The organism is Saccharopolyspora sp. NPDC050642 (assembly GCF_040654735.1).
Lineage (GTDB): Bacteria > Actinomycetota > Actinomycetes > Mycobacteriales > Pseudonocardiaceae > Saccharopolyspora > Saccharopolyspora elongata.
Window position 1 is genome coordinate 64,271 of record NZ_JBFAIN010000039.1, and the last position, 11,672, is coordinate 75,942.

The window sequence follows — 11,672 nt, forward strand, 5'->3', positions numbered from 1 at the left end:
ATTCAGCACTGCGGGGCGGCCGGGACCTGCGGGGTCTCGGTCACCGGCCGGGCGGCCGCGACCGGGTCCAGGGCGGGGCCGGTGGGCAACTGGTCGACGAGCATGGGCGGCATCGCCACCGGGCTCGCCGGGTAGCCGAGCGCGGTCGCCACATCAACCGACGGCACCGGGTATTTGACGCCGTTGTCGGCCACCAGGTACATCGTCGGAGCCTGGGAGCCGCCCATGGGCGCGGCGGCGGCGAGAACGCCGCTGCCGGGCTGCAACGCCACCCGGTCCGGCCGGGAACAGCTCAGCGTGACCCCCGGCTGCGCCAGCACCGGGTTCGCGGTGTCCGTGACGTCCTTGGGCACCAGGGACATGCCCCGCACCACCGGAGGACCGGCGGCGGTGGAGACGCACAGGGCCTGCTTGTCGTCGTCCGGCACCAGCTGCGGCGGCGTTTCCGGGAACGCGCCGTCGCGCGTCAGCACGTCCTTCGCCGCGGCCGGGGCCGAGTGCGCCGTGACGTCGCTCGCGCCGATCCGCCGCGGCTCCACCGGCCGTCCGCCGTAGGCGACCTGCTGCGTGCGCGGATCGCCCCTGAACAGCTTGAACAGCGTGTCGGTGAGCGGCACCAGCCCGCCCTGGGCCAGCAGGTAGGGCTTGCTCGCGGCGTCGAGGAACAGCTGTCCGACGACGCTCGGCGCCCCGCTGAGCTGCGGCCCCGCGGTGCCGCGACCGGCCACCTCCGGCGCCACCAGGTCCGGCCCGGACGGCAGCGCGTTGAGGAACCCGGCGGGCACCTTGATCGGGTCGGTGGTGCTGTAGCCGAGCGCGACGGGGCCGGCGGTCTGGGTGTCCATCCGGAACTTCTGCCACTTCCAGGCGAGGAACACCGTGCCGTCCGGCCCGGCGACCAGGGCACCGTCCTCATCGGTCATCGGCTCGCCACCGCCCTCGCCGACGAGCATCGTGAAGTCCCGCTTGCCACCACCGATGGGAGCGGCGCAGGTCAGCCACGGATCGGTGCTCAGCGCGGCGGCCGACGGCAGCCCGTCCGGCGCGCCGGGGATCCCGATCGGCGCCCCGCGCGGCGTGCCGAGCAGCGAGTTCTCGGTGACGGTGTGCACCGACAGGTCGGCGCCCGCGATGAGCCGGGCGGACGCCTGGTTGAGCACCGGGTGCAACTCGCCGTTGAGGAACAGCCAGCGCGCGCCGCTCTCCTTCTCCACGACGAGCGCGCCCGGCACCTTCCAAGCCGTGGCACCGCCCTTGTTGATCATTCCGAACAGGAAGGTCCCGATTCCGAGCAGAACCGCGACGATGATGCCGATGGCCAAGCCGCGCGACGTTCGCCGCTGCGGCGTGTCCGAAATATCCGGATCGGCCCGCAGCATTCCCGCGCTGAGCCGCCCCATGACGAACATGTGCGCCTGAACCTGATCCCGCCGCGACTGCACACTCCCACGCCCTCTGCTGCGAAGAACTCGTCAACTCAATGCGTCCGGCGCGGTCCGCGACCTACCGAACCGTCAAACCGTCGAACCGAACGCAGTTTCAATGGAAACTGGTGTTCCGCAGTTTCAATTGAAACTGCGGACCAACCCAGACCAACCCACCCTCAGCCGTTGATGGCGCGGATCAGGCCGAAGACTCCTAGGACCGTCAGCATCAGCGGGAGGAGGCTCACCGCCAGCAGCACGTGGAGGATGTCCGCGGCTCGTCCCCAATACGGGACCATGCGCTTGCCCGGAACGACCCAGCCCGCGACCATCAGCGCCACACCGAACAGCGCCACGCCGACGAACAGCAGCAACCGTCCGAAGAGGTCCTGCTGCGCGAGCACCAGGACCAGCACGGTGCAGCCGAAAGCGCCCGGGATGACCACCGAGAGCCGGTGCCAGATCCCGCCCACGTCGCGGCCGTGCAGCAACAGCACCGCGCTGAGCACGCCGGCCATCGTGTACGTGGACCAGTCCGGCTCGGTGAGCAGGCCGGTGATGGCCGCCGCGCAGACCAGCCCGACCGCCAGGTACAGGGCGGTCATGTAGTTGTCGGCGACCTCGGTGCGGTCGAGCACGTTCCGGCTCGGGTGCGGCTCGATGCCTTCCTGCAGCTGCTCGGAGTTCGTCGGCAGCGGCGGCATTCGCAGTCCCGCGACGCGGAAGGCGAGTCCGGGGATGAAAGCACCGAAGATGACCGCGATGACGGCCGTCGCGGCCATCGCCTCCGCCATCGAGCCGGTGAGCAGCATCAACAGCGCGGTCACCACGCCGAAGACGCACACCACCAGCACGCCCAGGAACGCGTGCGCGTGCGTGCCGGACGCCGCCAGCGCCAGGACCGCACCACCGGCGGCGGTCGCCGAGGCCGCGAGCAGCGCCGCCATCCCGGAAGCCTCCGGGCCGGGCGCGAGGAACCCGGCGAGCGCCAGGAACGGCACCGCCGCAATGCCGAAAGCGGTGCCCGCGAACGCATCGCCGACGGCCCGGGAAGCCGAACCGGCCGCCGCCAGCAACAGCAGCGAGACGACGCCCGCGGCCACCGATCGCACCAGCGAGTCGCCGGGCAGCAACAGCCCGAGCCAGATGATCCCGGCCACTACCAGCGTCAACGCGTGCAGCAGCCGCTTGGTCCCGGCCGCCGTCCAGGAACCGGCGCGCTCCTGCATCCCGGAGGCGATGCCGTCGACGAGGTCGTCGAAGTGCACCGCGGGCATGGCTTCCTGCCGGGAGCGGAGGTAGAGCGTCTGCCCGTCGTGCAGCCCGAGGGCTTCCGGGGTCGCCTCCTCGTCCAGCGGCTCGCCACCGACCTCCTGCAGCAGCCAGCCGCCGTGGTCCAGGCCGGCTTCTTCCACCTGCGAGCCCGCATAGCTGATGATGGTCGGCATCAGGTCGATCAGCGGAACATCGGTCGGTACCGCGAGATCGAAGTTTCGATCAGGTGCCCGGATGGACAAACGGCACAGTCCCGCAACTGCGCTAGTGCTCACGCCGGTTCACGCTCCCTTTCCGGAGGTTTTCGCCGAACGGCGACGTCGGGCACCGGACCCATGCTTCGATGCCCAACGTCGTCGGTAACCGCCTCGAACACCGGGGGACAGTTGCGTTCGAGACCGGGGCGGCGGCGCCGGCAGGTTCGCGTTGACGAAGTGCGTCGCCGTCCTGGCAAAACCATAAAGCGGAATTCGGTAATAGTGCTGTCGCCGATTTACGTGACCTGAAAATCCCGGCCCTCGGTGGAAGTCTGCTGGAGTCGCAAGTTTTCCCGAGCGGGAAGGGAAATCGCGTGAGCGTCACGCTGTTCCGTCGCCTTGAGCGGCAATCGGGGCCACCGATGCCGACGGGCGAGCTCACCCTCCAAGAACCACCGGAGCTACCCGAGAAGCAGAGCGGGTTCTCCGGCATGATCACTTACCTGCCGATGGCGCTGAGCTCGCTGGCGATGGTGATGATCTTCCTCCGCCCGGGCATGGGCGGCGGAGGCGAGATCATGTACTTCGCCATGGGCATGATGGTGCTGGCCGCGCTCGGAATGCTCGCGGCGAACTTCCTGCGCGCCGCCTCGGAACGCAAGCAGCAGATGACCGGCGCCCGCCGCGACTACCTCCGCTACCTGGGCCAGATCCGCCGCCAGGTGCGCAAGACGGTCGTGCAGCAGCGCCACGCGCAGACCTGGCGGCACCCGGAGCCGACCGCCGCGTGGTCGCTGGTCGGCACCTCCCGGTTGTGGGAGGTGCGCCCCGAGCACCCGGACTTCGGCGAGGTCCGCATCGCGGTCGGCGAGCAGCAGCTCGGCACCCGGATCACCGAGATCAACACCAAGCCGATCGAAGACCTCGAACCGCTGTCCGCGCACGCGCTGCGCCGGTTCATCCGCGCTTACGGCACGGTGCCCGACCAGCCTGTGCCGCTCTACCTGCGCGCCTACGCCCGGATTCTGCTGCGCGGCGACGTCGACGTCGCCCGCGCCATGGTCCGGTCGATGATCGCGCAGCTGGCGGTGCTGCACGCACCGCAGGACCTGCGGATCGTGATCCTCGGCCGGGAGCTGGACCACTGGCAGTGGACGAAGTGGCTGCCGCACTGCCTGCACCCGACCGAGACCGACGGCGCGGGCCCGGTCCGGCTGGTCGCCGAAACAACCGGTGAGCTGGAAGGCCTGCTCGGCGAGGAGATCGCCGGGCGGCCGTACTTCGAGCGCGACACCCAGGTCGGGCAGGGCGAGCCGTACGTGCTGGTCGTCCTGGACGGCGCGCAGACCGCGCCCAACAGCCGGCTGGCGACCAGCGGCTACCGCAACGTCACCGTCATCGACCTCGGTTCCGCCCTGGACTGGCAGACCGATCCCCGCACCCTGCTCATGCGCGTTTCCCCCGACAACGCCGAGCTGGTGCAAATCGGGCGGGCGGGCAAGGAAGACCACTCCCCGATCGGCCGACCGGATGCGCTCAGCCTCCTTCGCGCCGAGTCCCTTGCCCGCCTGCTCTCCCCCTACCGGCTGGCCATCTCCACCGACACCACCGAGCCGCTGACCTCCGACTTCGAGCTGACCACCCTGCTCAACATCAACGACCTGCACGGTTTCGACGTGGCCAAGCTGCAGGCCCAGCGGAAGTCGGGCAACGCCCGGCTGCGGGTGCCGATCGGCGTCACCGGCGACGGCACGCCGATCGAGCTGGACATCAAGGAGTCCGCGCAGGGCGGCCAGGGCCCGCACGGCATGCTCATCGGCGCCACCGGTTCCGGCAAGTCCGAGCTGCTGCGCACCCTCGTGCTGGCGCTCGCGCTGACGCACTCGTCGGAGACCCTGAACTTCGTGCTCGTCGACTTCAAGGGCGGCGCGACGTTCCTCGGCCTGGACGAGTTGCCGCACACCTCGGCCGTCATCACCAACCTCGCCGACGAAGCGTCGCTGGTGGAGCGCATGAAGGACGCCCTGCACGGCGAGCTGATCCGCCGCCAGGAGCTGTTGCGCAAGGCCGGGAACTTCAGCTCCGCCACCGAGTACGAGAAGGCGCGCGCCGACGGCGCCGACCTGGATCCGCTGCCGACGCTGTTCGTGGTGGTCGACGAGTTCAGCGAGCTGCTGGCCGCGCACCGCGAGTTCATGGACCTGTTCGTGATGATCGGCCGCCTCGGCCGAAGCCTCTCGGTGCACCTGCTGCTGGCCTCGCAGCGCCTCGACGAGGGCCGCATGCACCAGCTCGAATCGCACCTCTCCTACCGGATCGGTCTGCGCACCTTCTCGGCGATGGAAAGCCGTGGCGTGCTTGGTGTTCCGGACGCGCACCAGCTGCCGTCGCAGCCCGGCGCCGGCTACCTCAAGACCGGTGTGGACAGTCTGACCCGGTTCAAGGCCGCCTACGTGTCGGGCACCTACCGGCAGGCCCGGCGCGAGGTCCGGCAGTCCGTGGTGGAGCGGCAGATCGTCCCGTTCAGCACCTCCTACATCCCGCCGCGCGAACTGCCGGTGGCCCACGAACCCGAGGAGCAGAAGGACGAGGGCGGCGCATCGCTGCTGGAGACCGCCGTGCAGCGGCTGGCAGACGAGGGCGGCCGGCCCGCACACCGCGTGTGGCTGCCGCCGCTGGACGCCTCGCCGACGCTGGAGGAGATGCTGCCGCAGCTGACGATCGACCCGGCCCGCGGGCTGAACACGGTCGATGCCGCGCAGCGCAACCTGCAGGTGCAGGTCGGCGTGATCGACCGCCCCTTCGAGCAGCAGCGCGAACCGCTCCTGGCCGACCTCTCCGGCGCGGGCGGGCACGTGTTCATCGCGGGCGGCCCGCAGAGCGGCAAGTCCACCCTGCTGGCCACCCTGATCACCGGGCTCGCGCTCACCCGCACCCCGCGCGAAGTGCAGTTCTACGGCCTGGACTTCGGCGGCGGCACGCTGTCGTCGCTGGCCGGGCTGCCGCACGTCGGCGGTGTCACCGGCCGGCTCGACACCGAGCGCATGATGCGCACCATCAACCAGGTCACCGCCCTGCTGGAGGACCGCGAACAGCGCTTCGCCCAGCTCGGAGTGGATTCGATGGCCACCTACCGGCGGCGGCGCGCGGCGGGCGAGCTCGCCGACGAGGAGTACGGCGACGTGTTCCTGGTGGTGGACGGCTGGGGCACGATCCGCCAGGACTTCATGGACCTGGTGCCGCAGTTCGCCCTGCTCGCCTCCCGCGGCCTGAACTACGGCATCCACCTGATCATCACCGCGACCCGCGCCGGCGAGGTCACCGGCGGCCTGCGCGACCAGCTCGGCACCCGGTTCGAGCTGCGGCTGGGCGACGCGGTCGAATCGACGATCAACATGCGGGCCGCGGCGACGGTGCCGAAGATCCCCGGTCGCGGCCTGACCGAGGACCGGGCCCACTTCCTGGCCGGTCTGCCGCGCCTGGACGGCGCCGGCGACACCTCCGAGGGCACGCAGGAGCTGATCTCGACGATCGCATCGTCGTGGAACGGCCCGGCCGCGCCGCGGGTGAAGATGCTGCCGCCGGTCCTCGACGTCGCCGAACTCCCGGCGCCGCGCGGCCGTCTGCAGATCCCGCTGGGCCTGTCCGGCGACGACATCGAGCCGCTGTGGCACGACTTCACCGAGCACCCGCACCTCATCGTCGCCGGTGACGACTCGACGGGTAAGACGAACCTGCTGCAGCACATCGCCCGCTCGATCACCAGGCAGTACACCCCGGACCAGGCCCGGATCACGCTGGTGGACTTCCGCCGCGAGCTGTTCGACACCGTGCCGGAGGAGTACCGGCTCGGCTATGCGGTGTCGAAGGACATCGTGCGGGAGGCGGTGGCGGGTTCGTCGCGGGCGATGCGGGAACGCGTGCCCGGCCCCGAGATCAGCCCGGCCCGGCTGAGCAAGCGGGACTGGTGGCACGGCCCGGAGCTGTTCTTCATCGTCGACGACTACGACATGGTGAGCACGGACCCGCACGACAACCCGTTCGTCCCGATCCTGGACTGCCTGGCGCAGGGGCACGAGATCGGCCTGCACGTGATCGTCGCGCGCAGCGCCAACGGCCTGGCCCGCACCTCCTATGACCCGCTGCTGCGCCGGATGCAGGAGGTGAACACGCCGGCAGTGCTGCTGTCCTGCCCGCCGTCGGAAGGCCCGGTCTTCCACGACGTGCGTCCGCAGAAGCTCCCGACGGGGCGGGCGCAGTACATCACCCGCCGCAAGACGTCCCTGTTGCAGACGCCGCACCTGAAGAACCCGGCGCAAGGGCGGTGATTCGCGGGGCTCCCGATTCCAGGGGGCGTTTCAGAATGGCTCCGCCCGGCTCACTGCGGGCGCCGGGGTCAGCGGAACAGCGGAAGCGCTCCGACCATCTTGTTGACGGGTTTGCGCGGGCCGTGCAGCCCGACGCCCACGCTGTTGAGGTCGGCGGTCGGGGTGGCAGACATCTTGTCGATGTACTCCTCGTAGGTCCGGCACCCCTGGGCCAGCGAGCTGAAGCTGACGAAGAACACGTCGTCGTGCGCCGCGGCGGCCTGCACGATGGCGTCGACCTGGTCCTGCGTGCCCTTCAGGATCGGCACCGGCACGTAGGCGATGCCGGGGTGGATCACCCCGGTGGCGTCCTTGACGTCCTGGCCGACCAGGCCGTCCACGCGGTGGCCCAGGGTCAGCGACAGCACGGCGGCGGCGTTGGCCCCCAGCCCGGTCGGCAGCTGGTCGCTGACCACGATCGCGCACTTGTGATCGGCTTTCCCCGCCATCTATCGCCCTTCCGCCGGAGTTTCTTCCCGTTCCGTCCCGGCCTCCGCGCCGTCGCGCGAGTTGCGGTACAGCCCCAGCACGACGCCGAGGATGACCACCGCGCCGCCGCCGACCTGGGTGCCGGACAGGGTCTCGTCGGCCAGCAGCACCGCCCACCCCAGGCCTGCGACCGGGACGATGTTGAGCAGGTTGACCGCCACGCTGGAAACCAGCCCGCGCAGGCCGTAGTTGTACAGCAGGAACGCCACCACCGAGCACACGATCGCCAGGAACGCGATGCGCAGGGCGCCTCCGGGCGAGGGCACGGACCACCGGTCGATCTCGAACAGCGACAACACGACGAAGCCGCCCGAGCCTGCCACCGTCTGGTAGTAGGTGACGACGATCGGCGAGGCCCCCGACTCGTTCCGCTGGGCGACCAGGTTGTACGCGGCCCACACCACACCGCCCAGGATCAGGATGACGTCGCCGAGCAGATGATCGGCCCCATGGTCGGTCGCGCCGTCGCGCACCACCAGCCACACGCCGCCGATGGCGACCAGCATGCCGACCAGTCGCACGACGGAGTAGCTCGCCCGACCGAACAGCAGTTCCAGCACCAGCGTGATGATCGGGTAGGACGCCACGATCAGCGTGGCGTCGGACGCGGAGGCCAAGTCGACACCGACGTTCTCCAGGGCGAAGTAGAGCGAAATGCCCAACAGCCCGGCGATCCCGATCGTGATCCGCTGGCGCGCGGTGGGCAGGCGCTTGTCCTGCTTGGCGTGCACCAGCACACCGAGTACCAAGGCCGCGAGGACGAACCGGAGCGCGCCGATGGTCATCGGCGGGATCTCGGCGAGGGCCACCTTGGTGACCGCGAACGAGCTGCTCCAGATCAGCGCCGCCGCGAGGACCGCCGCCACTGACAGGCCGGGGGCGCGCGACGGAACCCGGCGCGCGCCCCCGGAGGTGCCGGTGACGGCTTCCACGGCAGTGTCGTCACGGAGAGTCATGACGGCGACGGTAGCAGTATCTACGGCTTAAATGTCCCATGTATGTGCTAGATTCAAAGATCGAGATGATTTACCGAATTTTGCTCGACTGATGGCTTTGAACGGTGACCATGGACGAACTTGATACGGCCTTGCTCGCGCTCCTGCAGGAGGATGCGGGCCTGACGAACAAGGAGCTGGCCACGCGGCTGAACACCGCGCAGTCCACCTGCCTGGAAAGGGTCCGCCGGCTGACCCGGCAGGGAGTCCTGCGCGGCCGGCGCGCGGAGGTCGACCTGCGCCGGATCGGTCGCCCGGTGCAGGCGATGGTCGCGGTGCGGCTGCGACCCCCGAACCGCTCGGTGATCGAGTCGTTCACCAAGTTCGTGGAGACCTTGCCGGAGGTGTTGTCGGTGTTCGTCATGTCCGGTGACGACGACTTCCTGCTGCACATCGCCGTCACGGACAACGACCACCTCAACTCCTTCGTGCTCGACCGCCTCACCGAGCGGCGGGAGATCGTCAACGTGCGGACGTCCATCATCTTCAGCCACACCCGACGCACCGTCGTCCTGCCGTTCCCGCAAGACCCGTCATGAGTGGTCCGCAACCCGCCGCCGAGCAAGACCACCCGGACCCGCGCGCGCCTGGGCAAAACCGGAAATCTCCGGCCCGCTCGTACCAACGTCTCGGCATGGCGAAGATCGGGGGGCGATTCGGTTGCCCGTTCGGGCAGCGGCGCTGGCCGGGCCGCGGACCGGATAGTCTTCGGCTCTGTCGGGATTGAGCGGAGGCGGGCGGTGGACAGCGGACCTTCCGGCGCGGGCCAGGGCGCGGTGCGCCGGCATCGGGTGCTCGTGGTCGAGGACGATCCGATGATGGCCGAGGTCATCGCCAGCTACCTCAACCACGCCGGGATGCTGGTCGCGGTGGCCAGCGACGGCGTCATGGCGCTCGACGGCTTCGCCGCCTTCAACCCGGATCTGGTGATCCTGGACCGGATGCTGCCGCGCCTGGACGGCACGCACGTGTGCCGCAAGCTCCGCGAGCAGAGCACGGTGCCGATCATCCTGGTCACCGCGCTCGGCGAGCAGGACGACCGGATCCACGGCCTCGAACTCGGCGCGGACGACTACGTCACCAAGCCCTTCAGTCCCCGCGAACTCGTGCTGCGCGCCCAGGCGCTGCTGCGCCGCTCGGCGCCCGCGCAGCAGGCGCCGCCGGAACCGCCGTCCCACCTCCAGCGGATCGAGGACGTGACGTTCGATCCGACGACCCGCCAGGTCGCCAAGGCGGGCAAGCCGCTGCGCTTCACCGGCCGGGAGCGCGACCTGCTGGAGTTCTTCTTCGCGAACCCGGGGACGACGTTCCGCAAGGACGAGCTGATGCAGCGCGTCTGGCAGTGGCAGGTGGGTGACTCGTCGATGGTGAGCGTCTACGTCCGCCGATTGCGCGAGAAGATCGAAACGGACCCGGCGAACCCGACGATCCTGATCACGGTCTGGGGAGTCGGCTACCGCTTCGGCCCAACCCAGCCATAACCCGAACTACCGGCCACGAAGCCCGCCGACGAAAGCGGCCCACTGAGCCCGGGAGAACACCAAGGTGCCCCCATCCCGGTCCTTCGTATCCCGAACCCCGACCAGCCCAGGGCCCGCCCCCACCTCGACGCAGCTACCAGCTTGGCCGCTGTAGCTGGACTTCCGCCAACCCACCTCGACGCACTCCGACTGGCTCCCGCTGTAGCTGGACTTTCGCCAGTTGATCGCGTCCATCAAGGCTCACCCTTCGCGTTCGTGCCGCTTCGCATAGGCCGCGATGAACTCAAGCGAGTCATCCGGACCCAACGCTGCCTGTCGCAGCGTAGCCCGAGCTTGCACGAACGGGGCTACGTCTTCCGGGTCGTCTAGAAACGCTCCGCTACGTCGCTGCTCCAGGTGGACGACCGAACGCGAGCGCACGAACTCCAGCAGGTGAAAGCCGCCATCGAGCCCGGTATGGGCGCCTGCAGCGAAGGGCATGACTCTGATGGTGACGTTCTCGCGGGTCGCCACTCTGATCATGTGGTTCAGCTGCTCGGCCATCACCTGGCCGCCACCTACCGCGCGGCAAAGCAAGGCCTCGTCAAGGATCGCTTCGTACTCCACAGGATCGGGCTTCGTCAAAATCCCCTGCCGCACTTGGCGAATCGCGACCAGCTGCTCGATTCGTTCGTCCGACTCAACCTCGACCGCAGACAGAAGGGCGCGTGAGTGCTCGCGCGTTTGCAGGAGCCCCGGGATTCTCACCTGGGCAACCGAGGTGATGTGCACTGCCCTGCTCTCCGCATCGGCAAGCTCGGTCAACTGGATGGGAAGCCCTCCCCCGAACTCCCACCAAACCGGCTGGTCGATCTCGCGAGCCATCTTCAGCAGCCGCTCACGAGCTTTCCCCGTCACTCCCAGCGCATCCAGGAACGCTTCTACGGTCTCTAACTTGAGACCGCGCTGTGCGGTTTCGAAGCGACTGACCTTCGCCTCGGACCAGCCCAAGACCTCGCCGACCTGTCGCATGGTCACGCCAGCAGCACTACGCGCTGCCCGGAGTTCCTTCGCCAGAGCACGAGCTCTAGGTGTGTCCTGCATGGACCTAGCTTAAGGGCTCCCTCACCTGCGGTTGATCTCCCTCGATTGAGTAATTGCAAGCCTTGCTCAATATTGCAAGACTTGCACAACAAGCTTCGGAGGGAGATCCCGATGTCCGACTACTTGACCTACGTCTGGCGCCCGGTCACGGGAGGCCGCCACGCTTTCCCCATCACAGCAACGAAAACCCCTGCCGGTATCCCGGTGATGGCGTTCTGCGGAGCGAAAGCGGACGCAGCAGAGCTGCACGATCGCTCCGAAGTGGACTGGATCCGCGAGGACACCTGCATGGACTGCTGGCGGCGGATCAGCGCCTGGCGGTCGTGAGTGGTTGTGGCCGCCAGAGCAGCCACAACCACTC

General features: G+C 69.1%; 10 protein-coding genes. 4 read left to right on the top strand and 6 right to left on the bottom strand.

Annotated features, from left to right (window positions below):
- Positions 1-2: 2 nt before the first annotated feature.
- Positions 3-1,442, bottom strand: a complete 1,440-nt coding sequence (gene eccB / locus AB0H93_RS36510) for a type VII secretion protein EccB (protein ID WP_358579600.1) — start codon at positions 1,440-1,442, stop codon at positions 3-5.
- A 161-nt stretch (positions 1,443-1,603) separates the two neighbouring features.
- Positions 1,604-2,974 carry a type VII secretion integral membrane protein EccD gene (eccD, locus tag AB0H93_RS36515; protein ID WP_358579602.1) on the bottom strand — a complete coding sequence of 457 codons (1,371 nt, stop codon included), beginning with the start codon at positions 2,972-2,974 and terminating at the stop codon, positions 1,604-1,606.
- 344 nt (positions 2,975-3,318) lie between these two features.
- On the opposite strand from eccD, the gene eccCa reads away from it, so the two are divergent.
- A complete protein-coding gene (eccCa, locus tag AB0H93_RS36520; protein WP_358579604.1) occupies positions 3,319-7,224 on the top strand; it encodes a type VII secretion protein EccCa in 3,906 nt (1,301 codons plus the stop codon).
- Positions 7,225-7,292: 68 nt separating this feature from the next.
- Here eccCa and AB0H93_RS36525 read toward each other — a convergent pair whose 3' ends face one another.
- Both AB0H93_RS36525 and AB0H93_RS36530 read right to left on the bottom strand, forming a co-directional pair.
- Positions 7,293-7,712, bottom strand: coding sequence for a DUF2000 domain-containing protein (locus tag AB0H93_RS36525; RefSeq protein ID WP_358579606.1), 420 nt, complete (start codon positions 7,710-7,712; stop codon positions 7,293-7,295).
- Positions 7,713-8,708 carry a DMT family transporter gene (locus tag AB0H93_RS36530; RefSeq protein ID WP_358579609.1) on the bottom strand — a complete coding sequence of 332 codons (996 nt, stop codon included), beginning with the start codon at positions 8,706-8,708 and terminating at the stop codon, positions 7,713-7,715. It lies immediately after the preceding gene.
- Positions 8,709-8,818: 110 nt separating this feature from the next.
- On the opposite strand from AB0H93_RS36530, the gene AB0H93_RS36535 reads away from it, so the two are divergent.
- Together AB0H93_RS36535 and AB0H93_RS36540 are read left to right on the top strand one after the other, a co-directional pair.
- Complete coding sequence (locus tag AB0H93_RS36535; RefSeq protein ID WP_358579612.1) at positions 8,819-9,286, top strand: Lrp/AsnC family transcriptional regulator; 468 nt, start codon at positions 8,819-8,821, stop codon at positions 9,284-9,286.
- 201 nt (positions 9,287-9,487) lie between these two features.
- Positions 9,488-10,228: a response regulator transcription factor gene (locus AB0H93_RS36540; RefSeq protein WP_358579615.1), complete on the top strand. Its 741-nt coding sequence runs from the start codon at positions 9,488-9,490 to the stop codon at positions 10,226-10,228.
- Positions 10,229-10,234: 6 nt separating this feature from the next.
- On the opposite strand, the gene AB0H93_RS36545 is transcribed toward AB0H93_RS36540, so the two are convergent.
- Together AB0H93_RS36545 and AB0H93_RS36550 are read right to left on the bottom strand one after the other, a co-directional pair.
- The gene (locus AB0H93_RS36545; RefSeq protein ID WP_358579617.1) at positions 10,235-10,462 is read right to left on the bottom strand and encodes a DUF397 domain-containing protein; all 228 of its coding nucleotides are present in this window, start codon (positions 10,460-10,462) and stop codon (positions 10,235-10,237) included.
- A gap of 6 nt (positions 10,463-10,468) precedes the next feature.
- Entirely contained in the window at positions 10,469-11,311 is an 843-nt protein-coding gene (locus AB0H93_RS36550) for a helix-turn-helix transcriptional regulator (RefSeq protein ID WP_358579620.1), read from the bottom strand.
- Positions 11,312-11,422: 111 nt separating this feature from the next.
- On the opposite strand from AB0H93_RS36550, the gene AB0H93_RS36555 reads away from it, so the two are divergent.
- Positions 11,423-11,638 (top strand): zinc finger protein, encoded by a 216-nt coding sequence (locus AB0H93_RS36555; RefSeq protein WP_358579622.1) that lies wholly within the window; start codon positions 11,423-11,425, stop codon positions 11,636-11,638.
- Positions 11,639-11,672: the final 34 nt, after the last annotated feature.

Coding starts and splice junctions, on each gene's coding strand:
- eccCa (WP_358579604.1), top strand. CDS start 3,319: ATGCCGACGGGCGAGCTCACCCTCCAAGAACCACCGGAGCTACCCGAG.
- AB0H93_RS36525 (WP_358579606.1), bottom strand. CDS start 7,712: ATGGCGGGGAAAGCCGATCACAAGTGCGCGATCGTGGTCAGCGACCAG.
- AB0H93_RS36530 (WP_358579609.1), bottom strand. CDS start 8,708: ATGACTCTCCGTGACGACACTGCCGTGGAAGCCGTCACCGGCACCTCC.
- AB0H93_RS36535 (WP_358579612.1), top strand. CDS start 8,819: ATGGACGAACTTGATACGGCCTTGCTCGCGCTCCTGCAGGAGGATGCG.
- AB0H93_RS36545 (WP_358579617.1), bottom strand. CDS start 10,462: ATGGACGCGATCAACTGGCGAAAGTCCAGCTACAGCGGGAGCCAGTCG.
- AB0H93_RS36550 (WP_358579620.1), bottom strand. CDS start 11,311: ATGCAGGACACACCTAGAGCTCGTGCTCTGGCGAAGGAACTCCGGGCA.
- AB0H93_RS36555 (WP_358579622.1), top strand. CDS start 11,423: ATGTCCGACTACTTGACCTACGTCTGGCGCCCGGTCACGGGAGGCCGC.